This is a genomic window from Pantoea sp. Nvir (assembly GCF_009829915.1).
Classification (GTDB): Bacteria; Pseudomonadota; Gammaproteobacteria; order Enterobacterales; family Enterobacteriaceae; genus Pantoea.
In genome coordinates this window covers 137818-156427 of sequence record NZ_SZZW01000001.1, presented here as the reverse complement: position 1 = coordinate 156427, position 18610 = coordinate 137818, and the positions used below count along the sequence as shown (strand labels likewise).

Here is an 18610-nt window from a genome sequence, read left to right as displayed (position 1 = left end):
AGCGCTGTATTTTGCTTTTTATATTTATCTCATGACCGCAATAATTGCTTTGCACAGAATTGAGATATTGTCAGGAGTTATCCCAGCAATGTTAATTCTCCCTGAATGTACGGCATAAATACCAAAATCGTTGCGTAACCGGATCACCTGTTTTTCGGTCAGTCCGCTGAATGAGAACATGCCATTCTGCTGGATAATGAAACTGAAATCGTGTAACGATCCTTTTTCCGACAGAGTATTTACAAAAAGCCGACGCATATGTTGAATACGCAGGCGCATATCGGATAGCTCCTTCTCCCAGATGGTGCGTAGTACTTGACTACTGAGAATAGTCGCGACGATTGCTGCGCCATGCACTGGTGGGTTAGAATAGTTGGCTCGAATGATGTATTTTACTTGACTGAAAGCAATATCAACTGTCGCTGCATCAGCGGCAACTAGCGTAATGGCCCCTACACGTTCGTTATAGAGGCTAAAATTTTTCGAGTATGAGCTGGCAATAATTAGTTCTTGGTTCAAGGCAGCGAAGATACGTAGCCCTTCCGCATCTTCATGCAGTCCTCTAGCAAAACCTTGGTAGGAGATATCAAATAGTGGCAGCCAGCCTTTAGCATGAGAAAGCTGCGCTAGCTGATTCCACTGATCTACCGTAGGATCGATACCAGTAGGATTATGACAACAGCCGTGAAAAAGCACTACATCACCTACTTTAGCCTCTTGTAGTGCATCAAGTATACCATCGAAGTTTAGTATATGGTTTTTCGCGTCGTAGTAAGCGTATTCACACACTTCTAGACATGCTGAAGTAAATACATTTTTATGGTTTGGCCAGCTAGGATTGCTGATCCAGACTCGTTTTACACTAGTTTGAGTAGCAAGGAAATCAGCTGCAATACGAAGTGCGCTGGTGCCGCCAGGCGTCTGTGCCGTACGAACTCGTCCAGAAGTAATCAAGAGATTTTTTGCACCAAAAAGCAGATCTTGAGTATGGTGAACAAAATCGGTCAGACCTTCAATACTCAGATAATTTTTCGTAGTTTCATTTTCTAGCAGGTATTTCTCAGCTTTTTTAACACTCGTTAGCACCGGTGTATTTCCAATTTCATCTTTGTAAATGCCGATGCCGAGATTAATTTTTTGCGGACGATCGTCAGCGTAAAAGAGATCGGCCAGCCCAAGAATAGGATCGGCAGGTGCCGCAGGTATAAATTCAAACATGAGTCTTATCCAAGTAGTGTTATATTGAGGGAATAAGCTCTGAGGTTAATAGCAGTATTGTGCATTACCAATAATACATTTAAGCAAAAAATCGTCAGCTGTAACTGTTATTTTAAATTCTGATAAAAATAAAAAAGAATCCCATATCTAATGTGCTATTCTTTTAGGAATAAAAAACGGAACCAAGGCTCCGTTTTTTATAACCATTAACTTAAAACTTGTAAACCAAGCCTATTGCTAAAGTATTACCGATATTCTGGTTCAGTGGATTAGTCGCCTCCAACTGGTTAAGCTGGTAGTCAGCATATACTGATATATTTTTATTGAAGTAGTAATTTGCACCTAACTCCATATATTTAGTACATTCAGTGTCGTCCATGCCTTTGATGCCTTTAGCTTTAGATTGAACATAAGCTATAGATGGACTCAAACCGAAATCAAATTTATACTGCATAACCAGCTCAACATTCTATACTCTTTTAGCAAAAGCCGTACTAGTAGAACTTTTTTCTGTAGCTACCGTGATCGGAGTAGAGTTATGGTTCTCACCATACATTGCAGCTAAATAAATATTATGAGCGTCATATTTGATCGCTGCCGCCCAGTTTTCTGCTTCTTGGCTGACACCGATTATATTTTCCTTAGTTTGCAATGCAGCAGCATTTTGACTGGTAGTACGGTTGCTATTGCTATATGCGCCAACAATGCCCCAACCAATCGGAGAGGTATAAGAGGTTGATAGACCCCAACCTTTGCCGTTTGCACATCGTATGTCTTCACGATTATTGGTACCTTGATACTGCATTGCGAAGTCCCAGCCATCCATCAAGCCGAAGAAATTTTTATTGCGGTAGGTTAACAGTCCAGTACCCCGACCGTTCATAAAATTATCTGAGTAGCTAGAGTCGCCACCGAATGCTGGTAACACATCAGTCCAGCTTATTGCATCATACACGACGCCGTAGTTACGACCGTAGTCAATTGAACCCATCTTACCGAATTTAAGACCAGCAAAACCTAAATGGGTCTTGTTGCTACTTGCGTTAGATGATTCGGAGTTATTGGCCTGAATACTGTAATCCCACTGACCGTACCCGAGCAGTTGATCTTTAATCTTAGATTCACTTTTGAACCCGAAGTTAACAGAAGTTTTATCGTTCTGGCCACTTTGATCTTGAAAATACTTAACCCCAGCAACCTTCCCATATATCTCTAGCTTATTACCATTCTTATTATAGATTTCGACTGCATTCGCTGCATTAGCAGCTAATAAGGCGGGAATAGCAAATGCAATAATATTGAGCTTCATCATTTATTATCCTCATTGAAGTTTATTTAGGACGCCTGTGCTACTGCCATTAAAAAACATGGAAAAAGGTCTGCTGTCTTTTTTGTGGTTACATGCACATCTTTCCATCACGAACAACAAATCGAGTCATTCTATCCTAGGAATGATATTAATTCGTAATCTTTCTTTCCTTTTTTATAAAGAAATTAATCAATACAAGTATACATGCACTCTTTAAAGCAATGCAGTTTGCTAAAACACAAGAAAACCATCAGAGCTATACTTTTTATCTGTATGAATTTATTCTAATAAATATTTATCCTCAGAAATTAGCATTGCGGGGTGTACGTGGGAAAGGGATAACGTCTTTTATATTTTGTACCCCAGTAACATAAGCTATTAAGCGTTCAAACCCTAAACCAAAGCCTGAATGCGGTACAGTACCGTAACGACGTAGGTCACTATACCACCAATAATCCTTTTTATTAAATCCCATTTCTTCCATACGTGCTTCTAGTACGTCGAGACGTTCTTCGCGTTGAGAACCACCAATAATTTCACCCATACTTGGCACTAGTACATCCATCGCCGCTACTGTTTTACCATCTTTATTAAGGCGCATATAAAATGCCTTAATTTCTTTCGGGTAGTTTTTTACTACTACCGGTGCCTTAAAGTATTGCCCAGCAAGATAACGCTCGTGTTCAGAGGCGAGACCAATGCCCCAGGAAACTGGGTTTACAAAGGTTTTACCACATTTTTTAAGAATAGTAATGGCATCTGTGTAATCTACCTGTACGAAGTTTGTAGAAATAAAGCTTTGCAAGCGTCCAATTACCTCTTTATTAACGTTCTCAAAGAACATGATATCATCGGTACACTCATTTAGCACTGCTTTAAATACGTACTTCAGCATCCCTTCAGCGAGCGAAGCAGCGTCATCCAATGTGGCAAAAGCAATTTCAGGTTCTAGCATCCAAAATTCCGCCAAATGGCGGCTAGTGTTGGAGTTTTCCGCACGGAAAGTCGGACCAAATGTATAAATTTTTGACAGTGCACAGGCGTAAGTTTCACCTGTTAGCTGACCAGAAACAGTAAGAAATGCCTCCCTACCGAAAAAATCTTTGTTGAAGTCGATAGAGCCCTGCGGAGTACGCGGCAAGTTTTCTAAATCCAGAGTCGAAACACGGAACATTTCACCGGAGCCTTCGGTATCCAAGGCGGTGATAAGCGGTGTGGAAACCCAAAAATAACCATTTTCATGAAAGAAGCGATGTAGAGCTTGTGCTAGAGTGTGACGCACACGTGCCACGGCGCCGATCAAGTTAGTGCGTGGACGCAGATGTGCCATTTCACGTAAATATTCGATGCTATGACGCTTTGCCGTCATCGGATAGATATCGGGGTCGTCGACCCAGCCGATGATTTTCACTTGGTTCGCTTGTATCTCAAACATCTGACCCTGTCCAGGTGACACAACTACCGTACCGGTAACGATAACTGAACAGCCCGTAGTAAGGTGTAGAACTTCATCCTGATAGTTATTTAGAGATTTATTGACTATAGTTTGAACTGAATTAAAGCAGGAACCATCATAAACCGTGACGAAGGAAAGACCGAGTTTTGAATTTCTTCGGGTACGTACCCAACCACGCACTGTGACTTCACTATTAACTGCGACGCGACCCTGCAATATATCCGTTATAGGCACCACGCTCATTAAAGATCTCTCTATTTTTGAAGAAGTGAAGTTATAAATCTCATGAATCTATGACTCTGTCATGTTACTTGCAAGTTGCAAGAAAACAAGAAAAATCAGGCGAAATAGTAGATTTTTCAGTAAAGATGTAGAACTTTAACCACACGACGAGTAGGAAGGGGTTAGTTTTTTTGGTAACCAGAAAATCAAATATTTTTCACAAAAGACTCATCCTAGAAGGTTTTTCTACTTGAACTTTAGGAAAATATCGCAGTACAACTTACTGCTGTACTCTGCACTGTCCAATAAAAAGATATTATTAAGTATAACGCTTGAAATCTTGCAGGTAAGTAGGGATTATAACGATGCTAAACACTACGGCAGTTTTGCAAAAAACTAAGGTTTTAGTGCGTATATTAATACCTGTTTTTATAAAATTAAGCAATTTTTATTCGAAATAAACTATGCCTACTATGTCTAGGCCTTGCTGGTACGCTGAATGGCAATAAAAAAGCTTATAATAAATTCTAAATCAAACATTACTATGGTGAGTCTATCTAAAGTGGACTGGGTTATGTCTTAATAGAGAAGCATTATCCTTTCTTGATATTCTATTGAATAGGATAAAAGTATTAGAGCATGTCTCAAATTAACGAGGGTGTACTGGTGCTGAGCAGCCGGCTGCTTATATAATTTTAACTTAGAATTGTGAATTATAGTCATTCTAATAAAAACACTGTAGCCGGAATATTTTTATTAGTCCAGAGAGGCGCAGTGAATATAATACAAAGCTGCAAATATTCTATTATCTCATATGTTATCGTGATCATCCCAGCATGATAACTAGTTTATCATTAATTAATATTATCGCTAAAGAAGAATATTATGCTTATTTACTTGCTTGCTGACGAATATAGCAACGTTGGAAAAATAAACTAGGATTAAAAACTACTTTAAAGTAATAGTATTGGTTTACTGTATGATAGTTGCAAGATACATTTTGAATATAATGTAGCGCCATAAACCTTTATTGTTTTTGGCAACTTAAATTATACTTGCTGAGTAATACCCTCATTAAAAAATAGAATATAGTGGAATGAATATCTTTGCGTCTTAAGATACAATATTGAGATTTTATAATCTTTTCTTTTTATATTTTAATATAGCCACGATAGAAAATAAAGGTCTGATTATCTTTAACTTGAAATATGTGCTTGCCATACAAGAGAAATAATGACAGACAAAAATCATCTTAATATTTAAGAAGTGCTCGACCATGATTTTTTTATAAATGGAATAATAATGTTCTGACTTCCTATGAATAATTTAAGCTCTTTATAGGTAAAGATTATACAACGAATAACTTACGAGTAAGGAATTAACCTCATGTTTTACTTTTTTATTCAATAATATACTTATTAAAGTCTTGCATCATTTGCAGGAATTGAATTTTAAATAGTCTCTGTAAGGAGACAGGTGAGATACAGCAGGCTGATAATCTTGATAAATTGTATACCGCCTATATTAAATACTTCTCAATATGCACAACGACTTTGGGAAAGCTGCCAACTAAGGCAGGTTGTAGCCCTTACTGTCGTTTACTAAGGCGCAATTATGTGTAGCATAACAGGCGCTGTTGTTAGATTAAAATGATGAGTGGATATCACCTGTGTTTTTATCTTACGCGATAAGTCACAAATGAAATTTTCATGTTAATAAGACTGTGTTATTTGCTCTTACATATGGTGAATATAAGATTTTCTTTTGCTATTACCCTATGCAAGTAATAGTGATTTATGCTAAATAGTCTTCTTCTAATAGAAGTTTACTCTGGTGATAGCACTCTTACCATTCTGATGTATCTATTCCTTACATCTTGATAATTCATTGCTTCCTTTATCTAGGAGGATATATGCTCTATCGTATCTTGCGACATGTGCTGTTCAAGCTCGATCCCGAGCACGCTCATGAACTCATTTTTCAGCAACTACACTTCATTGGCGGAACATTTCTAGAGGCGTTGATCCATCAGTCGTTTCCTGCATGTCCAGTAACCTGTATGGGATTACAGTTTAAAAACCCTGTGGGGTTGGCAGCCGGGTTGGATAAAAATGCAGAGTGCATTGACGTTTTTAGTGCGATGGGCTTCGGTTTTGTTGAAGTTGGCACTGTCACACCACGCGCGCAGGCAGGTAATGAAAAGCCCCGCATATTCCGGTTGGTAGAGGCTGAGGGCATTATCAATCGCATGGGGTTTAATAATTTCGGCGTCAATTACCTAATTGAAAATATCAAAAAGTCCCGTTTTAAAGGAGTTCTTGGTATTAATATCGGTAAAAATAAAGACACAGTAGTGGAACAAGGAAAAGAAGATTACTTAATTTGTATGGAGAAAGTGTATGCTCATGCCAGTTATATCGTAGTAAATATTTCCTCACCAAATACACCAGGATTACGTGCTCTACAATATGGAGAGGCTCTGGAAGATCTTCTAGCATCGATTAAAGCAAAACAAAAAAAGCTAGAACAATATCATTTAAAATACGTTCCAGTAGCGGTGAAAATTGCACCAGATCTTTCTGAGCAGGAACTAATTCAGATTGCTGATAGTTTAGTACGGTATAATATTGACGGCGTTATCGCTACAAACACCACGCTAGACCGATCTTTGGTGAGCGGCCTGAAATACAGCACTGAACCCGGCGGTCTGAGCGGTCGTCCGTTGCAGTCGCGTAGCACGGCGGTAATTAAGATCTTAGCACAGGAGCTGAAAGGCGCACTGCCGATTATTGGCGTTGGTGGTATTGATTCATTAACAGCAGCGCGCGAAAAAATAGTTGCTGGCGCTACGCTTGTGCAAATTTACTCCGGGTTTATTTATAAAGGACCAAATTTAATAAAAGATATCGTGACGCATCTTTAAGATGCTTTCAAAAAATATCGTTAGGAATTTATTCTCTACTTTGTAGTTTTTGTATTTCTGTCTCATATAAATACCTTTTTTCCTAAAAAAAGAGATGTTGCTGAGTGTGCATAGTAAAATAAGGTGGTTAATGGAAGGCTAATAGTAAGTATCAATGGTATTTTTGGACACTGTCCATAATTAACGGACGGTACTCAATTTAACTCAAGATATACTTTTCGCTATCATGTTTCCTGTAAAACCTTATTAGTTGAATAGACATCTTTAATAAATAGGGATTCAGTCAGTATTTTTGAAAACTCTACAATATTACTTCCTTTACCTTTTAACAGCAATTCTGCTAAAAATATCAATTCGCGGATCTCTACTAGATGTTTAAAAACAGAGATAATGCTATTTTTTGAAAGTGGAGATGATTAAGAAATTAGCAGTTTTATTAGTCAGTATAATGTCACCTAATATGCAGACAGGCATTTTAAAAAACAGTTAATTTTCTATGTTATTCAGCTATCCTGAAAGGTGATTCTGCCAAATACTGTAGAGTACATTATACTTATACCCTGGAGCTTGAACTGGAACAATCTTGCTGTAAAAGATGAAAGCGTCGTTGACCACGCTATTTAGCGTGTGGCGTTAGCTTTGAAGTTCCTAATAATTGGAAGTTAGGGGAGACTGTAGCTAATAATACGGTGTATCATCTGTTCGAAGATCAGCGCAACATTCAAGACTCACCTTACACTAATCATATTGATTTCTTAGTTTTTTTTAGCGACTCAATTTGGGGACTACAAGTTGGTGCACCGGTAGAATTTCACGGTATACGTCTAGGAACTGTCGCAGAAGTACCCTTTATACCTTTATAATAGAAGGCCTGAATCAGACACTGAATAACGACTATCGCGTGCCTGTGCTAATCCGCATCGAACCCGAGCGCTTTGTTAACCGTTTAGGACAGTATTTTAATATAAAACAAAATCTAAAGGATAACAGAAAGTACGGACTGTGCGCTTCTCTGAAAATAGGCAACTTACTCTCTGGTTCTCTCTATATAGATCTTGATTTTTATAACAATGTGCCCGTTTACAAAGTCCAGGATAAAATTTCAGGTTATGAAACTATTCCGACAATCAGGAGTAGTTTGAGCCAGATCCAGCAAAAGCTGGTGGCGGGGGTTAGATAAGATCAATTCTTTACCACTAACTAACATGCTAATGGAGGCGACCCACACTCTGAAAGAAAGTCAGCGCGCATTACAAGAAATGTATGGCACGTTGAATAATCTTCATCAAATCACTTCCAGTAAAACGATAAAAATTCTACCAGAAGACATACGAAAAACTTTGTAAGAACTTAATAGAAGTATGAAAGGGCTACAAACAGGATCACAGATATATACTAAGCTAGTGACAGATATGCAACGTCTTGATCAGGTATTACGTGAACTTCAGCCAGTCTTAAAAACTCTAAATATCAAGAGCAACGCTCTAATATTTAATGCTAAAAATAGTCAGAATCCAAACCCAAAGAGGGGGAAATAATAAAAAAAATCATTATGTTTTGCACAGTAGTGCTAATAAGCGCGTGCGGAAGCAGCTTTTATAATACCTACTACCAGCTGCCATCAAAAGTAGGAACCGTACAGATTCGTAGCAACAGAAAAGCGCCGATGCCGGAGTTATGGGTGTAACAGGTTGTGGTTCCAGATTATCTATTGAGCAACGGTTTGGTCTATCAGATCAGGATGTAAAATACGTTACCTCTTCTAATAATTTTTGGGCCAACCCACTTGATCAGCAGCTATTTGCTAATGCAGCGATATCATTACAATAAAAGTATATAATGATTTTATTTTCTCCACATTTCTCGTCTAAGTAATGAGTAAAATTGCTATGAATAGATTTATAGTCATTTAAGGCGGAAAATGAATGACTATAGAGTATACAATTTATATATTAATCATCTCTGATGTGACGAGTAAGTATTATTTATTCTCTCCGTTTCTTTCCAATTGAGTTTACCACACTTAATACAAAGTACGAAGAGATTCAAATAATTGCCGTGAACTCTTTTGATCATATGAATGCCATTGAGGGTCGACATTAAAAAATAAAAGAGATCTCTCAGTATCGGGGAAAAATGCTGAATTTAATTGGGTAAGAGATGAGCAGAAAAGAGTCTGAATATAGTGTGATAGGAAATAGAAAGAAAAATAAACCTTTAATCTAACAAGAATTATTATTCTTAATATTAAAAAGCGTTCTGTTTTTTGAACAAACCAACTTTTAGATCATTAGCTAAATAAATAATGTTACCATCAGCGAATACTTCTCCATCAGCGACGCCCATCACTAGCTTACGGTTAATGATACGTTTAAAATGAATGCGGTAAGTCACTTTTTTTGTTGTAGGTAGAACTTGTCCGATAAATTTTACTTCTCCTACACCTAGCGCACGACCTTTGCCTTCTGCACCTAACCAGCCTAAATAAAAACCAACTAACTGCCACATAGCGTCGAGGCCGAGGCAACCTGGCATCACGGGATCGCTGATAAAGTGACAAGCAAAGAACCATAAATTCGGATTAATATCCAGTTCTGCTTCAACAAAGCCTTTATGGTATTTACCACCATCTTCCATCATCGTAACTACGCGGTCCATCATTAACATATTACCTGAAGGAAGAGGTGGACCGTTCTTGCCAAAAAGTTCACCGCAACCCGATGCAATCAAGTCTTCTTTGCTATAGTATTGGCGTTTATCAACCATATATATAATAAACCTTACTTTACTTTTATTTAAGCGCGAAATTTGGTATAAAGTATTTTTATAGAAAATTTAATCAGTTCTATTTAAACCAGTTCAGCCAACTAAATGGCCATGGGCGATAACTAGCCTCATGATTATTGAACTGGATAATACGCTCTTGAATTCTACTCAAGAGGCAGTCGCCATTCTCCTTTTCGCTACGCCATGCGACACGAGTTAGTAAGGGTAGCGCTTCATCAGCTCGATTGATAGCCCATATATGAAAGAGTCCTTGTTCAACAGCATCTACTACATCTTGGTTTAGGCTCAAGTTTCGAACATTACAAGCAGGAATAATCACGCCCTGCTGGCTGGTCAATTTACGTGCATTACAGATAGTGAAAAAACCTTCAATTTTTTCATTTAAACCTCCTACTGGTTGAATGTTGCCAAACTGATCTACTGAGCCTGTAACAGCGATTTGCTGATTAACAGGTTGGTTAGCAAGCGCGCTGATTAACGCACAAAGCTCGGCAAGCGAGGCGCTATCGCCGTCAACTTCAGAATAAGATTGCTCAAAGACCAACGAGGCAGAAAAAGGCAGCTGCTGCTCTAGTTCTAATTCAGCAATCAAATAGGCCTGCATAATCATTATGCCCTTGGCGTGTATCTTGCCACCTAGCTCGACTTTGCGTTCAACGTCAGTAAATTCGCCGTCACCCGGATATGTTACGCAGGTGATGCGCGAGGGTTCACCCCAAGGACGTGGATGACCAGGGACTTCGACTACAGAAAGTCCGTTGACTTGGCCTACAAGTTCACCATTGGTTTCAATGATGATCTGTTTCAGCAAAATTTCATCGTGCATACGTTCAGCAAGGAATGCTTCTCTCCAGTTCCGTAGCTTAAGGGCGCTCAATAATGTCGCTTCACTTAGAGTGTGTCCCTGCATAAAAGCTTCACGTATCTGACGTAGTAGCCAGCGTGGGCACAGCGGTAGTACTTTTTGATCGTAGGTATAGCGCACAGCTTCTCTGATTAATGGAGGCCAAAAATTCATTTGGGGAATAGGAAAATTGGCCTCTAGCGCTAGATGCTGAGTCCAGCGGCACCAAGCAAGCAGATCATGCTCGTCGACGATTTGCAAATTCTCTTCGAATTCGGTATACGTAGCTAGCTCATACAGTTCTGGATCGTTCTCTTGAAAAGCTGCTAGAGTGTTACGATTTCCGCACAGCACTAATTTCAGGTTTAGAGGGAGAGGTGGGATGGAAACTGGCAAAGGAGAGCGTTCATCGGTCGATTGCCATTCGATACTTCCTAGCTGAATAGCGCGCTTTAGACGTAACCATAATAGGGGTTGTGTCTGCAGGGTATGCAGTGAGAGTACTAGGGTACTGCCATTAGCTCGATGTATCAGTCCAGGTTCAAGTTGAATCCCATCGTGACGCAGCCGTACATAACCAAAGAGCTGATTATTTTCAATCCATTCGGCGAAGTGGACCTGACCCGTAACGGTAAAAGGATGAGATGGATCGCTTGGTGGATGGAGTGTCACGTAATCTGTATTAATATGATAGTGCCCACCATATAGGTTACACGGTTCACTGGCAATAAGCTGCATCTGATGTGCAATCAACTTTAGGTAATCAACATTTTCCTGACTACATACTAGTAATAGCGGAAAGCCTTCGGTCTGCTGATGGATATACTTAAGAGCATTTAGTAAACGTGGTTGCACCTTTGCCAAGCTATCGGTCTTTTCTTCAGCAATAAGCGAGAAAACTGAAGAATATCCGCTTATATTTGGCTGTAGGTCTTGCCAGGAAAGTTGAGAGCTGCTCAAAATAATTATTTTTTTCAGTTAAAAAAAAGCAAGTTTATACAGGGAACTCTTTTGTTAAGTACGGTTATGTAGCACAGCCATCCCCTATCGGCATTCATCCTTTTTCCTTACTGTATCCCTTGGATTTCTTGTATAATTAAGGTCATATTTCTGATGAAATTAGAATAACTAGAAAATTTTAAAAGTAGATACTCGAAGAAGATATCTGCTAAAAAAACATTGGGAATCGAGTTAATCACACGATGCTTCAATAACAAAAGTCACAGCGAGCAACTTACAAGCTCTTCTAAATTATCATTCAGAGACAATGCCTTAAAAATATGGGATCTAAAGAAATCTATTACATTTAACTATCTGTTTTATAGCGTAGTTTACAGTTGTTTCTCCTCGGCAAATTAAAATGAATGATGAACGACAATATACGCAATTGAAGTCAAAGGTATGATACACGATCAACCCCGCAAAACGGGGTTGATTATGTCGTCTAAATTAAGACTGAGGCTGAGTCGTAACGTTTTCAACACCTTTCACCTCGATTTCCACGCGGCGATCAGGAGCTAAACATTCAATCAGATTCTCACGGTTTTTTATGTTGTCACAGGAACTTCCGGTAACTGGATTAGATTTACCCATGCCACGTGCAGAAATGTTCTTAGACAAAATACCCTTAGATACTAGGTAGTCAATCACCGATTGAACACGTTTCTCAGACAATTTCTGGTTGTACATGTTTGAGCCAATGCGATCAGTAAAGCCTAGAACTATAATAGAGCTCTCTTTCGGATCCATTGAGCTCAGCTGATTGTACAGCTGATCCAGAATTTTCTGCCCTTCTGGCTTCAGAGTAGATTTATCAAAGTTGAATAGAACCTCAGATTTTAGGGTGAACCGCTTGGCTTCAACAACTGAAGCTGGCGTTATAACTGGCGGAGCATGTTTTTTCTTCTGATCACCGAAACGGTAAGATACAGACAGGCTCAGCATGGTGTTATTCGGTTCTGTACCCATTGTGTGTACATTGCCGCTAGCACCCGCAAATTGATAGTCCACTCGGGTGGCCCAGTGCCGACTTAAATTAAACTCAACACCCAACGCTGCAAGCAGCGACACCCCCGTATCATGGTCACTAATGCGGCCGCCTATGAATTTTTCCTGATTCACGTCAGCACGCCATAGCGTCCCACCAAGACGGGTATAGATGTCTAGATCATCGGCAAGTGGGTAACTTAGTTTAGTAGATAACTGAAAGCTTCGTGACTTCAATGCACCGTTGTTTAAAGTGCCTTTATTAGGCATACGACCTAACCAGTCGTAACCCAACTCTACTCCTACGTACCGATGAACTTGGTAACCTAAGAAAGCACCAGCGCCTAGCTGAGAATGACGGACTGGGCCATCGCTGTTGCCGTAACCGTTACCGTAGTAACCAAAATCGTGGTATTGAGACCAGCCCAGTTTAGCTCCAGTATACCAAGTGTCATCTTTCGGAGCGGCCTGCGCTACAGTGGCGAAACCAACTAATGCCACTGCAATTGCGACAGCTGTCTTTTTCATGTTGCGCCTCGTTATCATCTAAAATAGACAATGAGCAAAAGGATGCTCTTGGTTGTAATTCTTCCTGGGTTAACACACTCGCTTATGACTCTATCTATAAAAGAAGAGATTATTGAGCCCCTAGCGAAGTAGAGTCTACAACGAGATTGAAAACTTACAAGTATTGTGAGGGATACTACAAAAAAAAACAGGGTATCTTACATAAATTCTGATATTTATTGAGGTCTTGAACACCTCATTATTTTAGCAGAAAAAATAAATAATATCCTGTAAAATACAAAAAAATAATCATATTAGCTAATATGTAAAACAAAATGACCAGAAAAGTTCTTAACTTTACTTAAAGAAGTAAATCTGATCAAATTTTTGTTACTATTTTAGAAAAACTGGTCTCAATGGAAGATTGGGTGAGTTTTCATGAAAAAATAAAAATTAATGCTCTTCTGCCACTTAATCTAGTTCATAGTACTTTTCTCATTAATTTCAAAAGGGATCCACGACAGTAATATACTAAAACTGTGTAGGTATGAGGACCACACTACCAGCGAGACGATCTTCTAAACGACTATAGTATCATTAGCAGCGATATTACACTGTGCCAATCTGTTTTTTTGTATCATAAGTAATTAATTTATCCTCTGTGTTACAGTTATTATTCGCTTATAGAAATAGCGAAATATTCTCCTGTATATGCCCCATGCACGAAATCCTCCTAAGAGAACATCTTATGACAATTTCACAGAGTAAGATATTACTTTAAATTTTAGCTTAGCTTTCGTGTGAAGAAAATTCAGATGCGTAGCGTGTTCATGCATGGGCATTTCGTAATTTTCTCAAAAGATAGCAAGAAAAAATAATTCTCAGCTACTGGGGAGTAGCCAAGTAGGCACACGATACGCATTTCTTATCTATAACTAACGTCAGCAGTTAAACTTCGACTTCAATAAAAGCATTGAAGTACATTCTTACCATAAAATACCGCTCTATACTAGCAGAGTAAGTACAATAAAATGTTGGCACTACCATCCGCTTATGGTTGTCTCTGTTAGCTGGACACTATTTAAACGCTCGTGTTAGTAAGATCGTTTTCTGCACTTTAATTAATTGGAATAAATGTAATAATATGCATATCAAACTAAAAAGGATCTTTTGCTAGGATATGCCTAACATTTTATTTATATGCAAACTTGCTTTACAAAATTAAAACGCTCTCATCAAAAGTGACGACGATAACCCTATAAGTGGTTATATAACTTAGGTCGCACGCTATCTGTGTATATCAGGTTCTTCTAAAGACGTATTAGCATGTGAGGTTGGTAACCTATTAGCTAAAGGCATTTAGCTGGTTTCGGCATGCCAGCAATTTTCGTTGCCTGTTGAGCCGGACCGTTTGGGAAAAGACGGAAAAGGTAACGGCTGTTGCCTTTCTCTTCACCATACTTTTTAAGTGTTGCTTTTAATAACATACGAATTCCAGGAGACGTGTTAAACTGCAGGTAGAACGATCGTACAAAATGTACTATTTCCCAGTGCGCCTCGCTCATCTCAATGTCTTCATTTTGAGCTATCTTTTTTGCTACAGCCTCATTCCAATCATCACGATTTTTTAAATACCCTTCACGATCGAGGTAAATTTTTTTACCGTTAATTTCCATCTTTATTACTACTCCTATCACTATTCCTATATATATTCTGTTACCGATTCTGGTCGTAGTTATGAGTTTTTTCACCGAAACGAGAAAAATCATACTGATTAAAACTTGCTCTACTGCCTTATTTTTTTATTAATCGTTGTTTGCAAAGTCCTAACAGCTGCAATATGCTGACAAATATGTTGTAAAGAAAGATACATAGCCTAACAATAACACAAATATGATGTATTTAGTCCCTCTGAATAATGTTAATATTTTCTTTTCTGTAAAATTGCGTGGACAATTAAAGGGAATAATAAGCACATAAACTAAACGGCAACATAATATCAGTACAGTACTGTTTGCTGTCCCTCCTTCATTCTAGTGGTGAAGCGAGTTTTTCCCATGCCTGTAGTTAAAAAGAACCAGGAGGCTACTTGGGAAGTAAATAAAAAAATTACCATTTTTCTATATAGGGAAGATGTAACCAGAATTTCTATAAGTCTAGCCACTAGCATTTTATTAGGTTAAGAACGCTCACCAGTTAATAGAAACACACTAACATCAGAATAAAATTAGCTCAGCTAGGCTGCAGTAATTTGCTGTGCCTACGAGGTTAAAGAAAAAAATTAGCCTCAGATTAGGTAGCAAATATAGGAAATAAAGACCACTACTTTTTGAAGACCTATAATTCAAAAAAAATGGAAAGACATCTCCCTCTCTTCTCTCCCCTACCTCTCTTTTTAAAATAAAATTAATCGCTATTTTTCTTAATAGAATAGTGCTTTCTTCAACACATCACTCCTTTTGGCTGCATTTCAGGCAAGGCAAATGCATGCTACAAAGCTTTACATCATTCTAGCGGAAGTTTAGAATGTGTTTTATCAGGGAGGAATGGCCGAGGGGCTTAAGGCAGCGGTCTTGAAAACCGCCGATGGGAAACCATCCGAGAGTTCGAATCTCTCTTCCTCCGCCATATTTCGGAAATAGCCAGAATATTATTCTGGCTTTGTCTTTGTATAAATCTATTTTCTTGCGGCTATATTTTTCTGAACTCTACTTCTAGTAAAGCAGTAAAACATTTGCTATGTATTATAAAAATCGCATAAGATCCTCTTATAAAATTTTTGATTTAATAATTAAATTCCATACATCATACGGTTAATCAAGATAAAAAATAATCAAAGTAAACTACGATTATATTAAAAGGAATAATGGTTTCTTATTATATGAAATATTTTAACATCTTCTATTTTTCCTATATATTTTCTGAAATTTATTTCATACTTAATGAAATATTTTTTAAATATAAAATCAATTAATAATTTTATTATTCACTTTTTTTTAAAAAAAGTGCAGGATAGTTCTTGTGGAGTCTTCAGAATTATGAATAAACCGGACAGCTTAGGAAAGCGTATCCTTCAATTCAATATTAAAATTATTTGATAAACTTTATCATAAGTTATTCAGCAAAGTCTGGTAGAGACGCTCATAAAAGTAATACTTCTTGGGGGGGGGATTAATTGGTCAATGTAACAGGCTTGTGCATGTAGGTAGAGTCTTCGTAGTGTTGAGTTAAATATTACGCATCAGGTAACCTAATAAAAAATGAATATTCTCCCTTTAGTCGTTTGTAGGAAAGCCAATTACGGATACTGATAATGATTAAAATGACAAAATATAACAGGAATCCTCAACCTAAGGAATATCGGTCCTAAAAACTGCTAGAATCTATTATTGTTGCCTATTTAACAAACTAAATACTAGCCGTAATGTAAAGTGAGCACTTTTGATCTTTCAATATGGTAGTATGCAACATGGAGACTTTAAGTTAGTAGTGAGTGAAATTTTTAATTCTAAAGCCTTTCTCAGTACAGTGACCAGTCAACCAGGCGTCTACCGTATGTATGATGCGACAAATACTGTAATCTATGTCGGAAAAGCCAAAGATCTTAAAAAGCGCCTTAGTAGCTATTTTCGCAAAAACATAGGAAGTCGAAAAACTAAGGCGCTGGTGGGTAGCATCCAACGTATAGATGTGACTATCACGCATACGGAAACTGAAGCTTTATTACTGGAGCTTAATTATATCAAGCTCTACCGACCACGCTATAATGTGCTAATGCGTGATGATAAATCATACCCATTTATCTTTCTTAGCGGAGACCCCTGTCCGCGTCTTTCCTATCATCGCGGAGCTAAATGTGCTCAAGGCAAATATTTTGGTCCATTTCCTAGTAGTTATGCTGTACGCGAAACATTAGCGGCAATAAAAAAAGTCTTTCCGATACGTCAGTGTGAAAATAGTGTCTATCGCAATCGCTCTAGACCCTGCCTTGAATATCAGATGAAACGCTGCCTCGGTCCATGTATGCCCAGTTTCAGTTGTAAAAAAGAGTATGAGCAGCAGACGGAATATGTGCGCCTTTTTCTCTCTGGTAAAAACGATTATTTGTTGAATATGCTAATAAAACGCATGGAGGAGGCAAGCATATCGTTACGCTTTGAAGAGGCAGCACATCTTCGCGATCAAATTCAGGCAGTACGCCGTATCACTGAAAAACAGTTTATATCCAATCAAGTGGATGATCTGGATGTAGTAGGTACAGCGTACAATAATGGAATAGCGTGCATACATGTGCTCTTTATGCGCCATGGCACAGTTCTAGGCAGTCGCAGCTACTTCCCAAAGGTGCCGCCTAACACTGATCTTAGTGAAATTATTCTGAATTTCATCGGACAATTTTACCTAAAAGAAGGTAGCGAAGTGCGTAGTTTTCCAGGGGAAATTTTACTAGACCGCAAATTGCCTGGATATGAACTACTTTCTACTTCTATAAGCCAACTGGCAAGACGCCATGTTATTATTCAAAGCAAGAAGCCGCGCGGTGATCGTTCTTGTTATCTCAAGTTAGCACGCACTAACGCAATGACTGCTTTAACTATGCGGCTATCTCATCACTCGACTATTCAGAAGCGGCTAAAAGCGTTGGCTCAGTTTCTGGATCTACATGACATTAACCGCATGGAATGTTTTGACATCAGCCACACTATGGGTGAACAGACTATAGCTTCCTGTGTAGTATTTAATGCCAATGGACCGCTACGTAGTAATTATCGTCGTTATAATATTGAAAATATTACACCTGGTGATGATTACGCGGCCATGAGCCAGGTGATACAGCGTCATTACTGCAAGGCATTGAATGAGGATGAAATCCCTGATGTTATTTTGATTGATGGAGGTAAAGGTCATCTTTCTCAGGTGCAACAGGTTTTTTCAGAACTAAAAGTCGACTGGGATAAATCTAAACCAATTATGTTGGGCATTGCGAAAAATAATGCTCGTAAAGCAGGATTTGAAACACTTTTTTTTGAATCTAAAGGCGATGGCATTATGCTGCCGCCAGACTGCGACGCATTGCACATTATTCAGTATATTCGTGATGAAGCTCATAATCATGCTCTTTCTGGGCACCGTAAAAAACGAGCAATAGTAAAGCATACAAGCACATTGGAGAATATTGAAGGCATCGGACCTAAACGCCGCCAGCAATTACTAAATTATATGGGGGGACTACGGCCGCTAATGAACGCTACAGTGGAAGAAATTGCCAATGTACCTAGTATTTCGTTTACTCTAGCTGAAAAAATATATCATTCACTAAAACATTAGCATTTAAATAGGGGGGATAATGTAGGGATA

9 protein-coding genes, 1 tRNA gene and 2 pseudogenes are annotated in these 18610 nt (G+C 38.4%); 5 read left to right on the top strand and 7 right to left on the bottom strand.

From position 1 onward, the window contains the following. Positions 1–24 precede the first annotated feature (24 nt). The 3 genes and pseudogenes from FD729_RS00585 to asnS all read right to left on the bottom strand — a co-directional run bounded on the left by FD729_RS00585 (position 25) and on the right by asnS (position 4226). Entirely contained in the window at positions 25–1218 is a 1194-nt protein-coding gene (locus FD729_RS00585) for an amino acid aminotransferase (protein ID WP_159931360.1), read from the bottom strand. A gap of 211 nt (positions 1219–1429) precedes the next feature. Then, positions 1430–2527, bottom strand: a pseudogene (locus tag FD729_RS00580) (porin). A gap of 301 nt (positions 2528–2828) precedes the next feature. Beyond that, complete coding sequence (asnS, locus tag FD729_RS00575) at positions 2829–4226, bottom strand: asparagine--tRNA ligase (RefSeq protein WP_159931359.1); 1398 nt, start codon at positions 4224–4226, stop codon at positions 2829–2831. A 1891-nt stretch (positions 4227–6117) separates the two neighbouring features. On the opposite strand from asnS, the gene pyrD reads away from it, so the two are divergent. The 3 genes and pseudogenes from pyrD to FD729_RS00560 all read left to right on the top strand — a co-directional run bounded on the left by pyrD (position 6118) and on the right by FD729_RS00560 (position 8958). Continuing rightward, a complete protein-coding gene (pyrD, locus tag FD729_RS00570) occupies positions 6118–7128 on the top strand; it encodes a quinone-dependent dihydroorotate dehydrogenase (protein ID WP_159931358.1) in 1011 nt (336 codons plus the stop codon). Between the two features lie 604 nt (positions 7129–7732). Then, positions 7733–8666: pseudogene (locus FD729_RS05270) on the top strand (MlaD family protein); the annotation flags it as partial. Between the two features lie 139 nt (positions 8667–8805). After that, positions 8806–8958, top strand: a complete 153-nt coding sequence (locus tag FD729_RS00560; RefSeq protein ID WP_159931356.1) for a hypothetical protein — start codon at positions 8806–8808, stop codon at positions 8956–8958. Positions 8959–9375: 417 nt separating this feature from the next. On the opposite strand, the gene fabA is transcribed toward FD729_RS00560, so the two are convergent. From fabA to FD729_RS00540, 4 genes are all read right to left on the bottom strand, one after another. Further along, positions 9376–9894, bottom strand: coding sequence for a bifunctional 3-hydroxydecanoyl-ACP dehydratase/trans-2-decenoyl-ACP isomerase (fabA, locus tag FD729_RS00555; RefSeq protein WP_159931355.1), 519 nt, complete (start codon positions 9892–9894; stop codon positions 9376–9378). 79 nt (positions 9895–9973) lie between these two features. Then, positions 9974–11719, bottom strand: coding sequence for a Lon protease family protein (locus FD729_RS00550; protein ID WP_159931354.1), 1746 nt, complete (start codon positions 11717–11719; stop codon positions 9974–9976). Between the two features lie 489 nt (positions 11720–12208). Continuing rightward, a complete protein-coding gene (ompA, locus tag FD729_RS00545) occupies positions 12209–13273 on the bottom strand; it encodes a porin OmpA (protein WP_159931353.1) in 1065 nt (354 codons plus the stop codon). Positions 13274–14601: 1328 nt separating this feature from the next. Further along, positions 14602–14928, bottom strand: a complete 327-nt coding sequence (locus FD729_RS00540; protein WP_159931352.1) for a TusE/DsrC/DsvC family sulfur relay protein — start codon at positions 14926–14928, stop codon at positions 14602–14604. Positions 14929–15792: 864 nt separating this feature from the next. On the opposite strand from FD729_RS00540, the gene FD729_RS00535 reads away from it, so the two are divergent. Beyond that, positions 15793–15880, top strand: a tRNA-Ser gene (locus FD729_RS00535). Positions 15881–16741: 861 nt separating this feature from the next. Next, positions 16742–18580, top strand: coding sequence for an excinuclease ABC subunit UvrC (gene uvrC, locus FD729_RS00530; protein ID WP_159931351.1), 1839 nt, complete (start codon positions 16742–16744; stop codon positions 18578–18580). Positions 18581–18610: the final 30 nt, after the last annotated feature.

What these genes read in the sequence shown, in the direction of transcription:
- FD729_RS00585 (WP_159931360.1), bottom strand. Translation starts at nt 1,218, where the DNA reads ATGTTTGAATTTATACCTGCGGCACCTGCCGATCCTATTCTTGGGCTG.
- asnS (WP_159931359.1), bottom strand. Translation starts at nt 4,226, where the DNA reads ATGAGCGTGGTGCCTATAACGGATATATTGCAGGGTCGCGTCGCAGTT.
- pyrD (WP_159931358.1), top strand. Translation starts at nt 6,118, where the DNA reads ATGCTCTATCGTATCTTGCGACATGTGCTGTTCAAGCTCGATCCCGAG.
- FD729_RS00560 (WP_159931356.1), top strand. Translation starts at nt 8,806, where the DNA reads ATGGGTGTAACAGGTTGTGGTTCCAGATTATCTATTGAGCAACGGTTT.
- fabA (WP_159931355.1), bottom strand. Translation starts at nt 9,894, where the DNA reads ATGGTTGATAAACGCCAATACTATAGCAAAGAAGACTTGATTGCATCG.
- ompA (WP_159931353.1), bottom strand. Translation starts at nt 13,273, where the DNA reads ATGAAAAAGACAGCTGTCGCAATTGCAGTGGCATTAGTTGGTTTCGCC.
- FD729_RS00540 (WP_159931352.1), bottom strand. Translation starts at nt 14,928, where the DNA reads ATGGAAATTAACGGTAAAAAAATTTACCTCGATCGTGAAGGGTATTTA.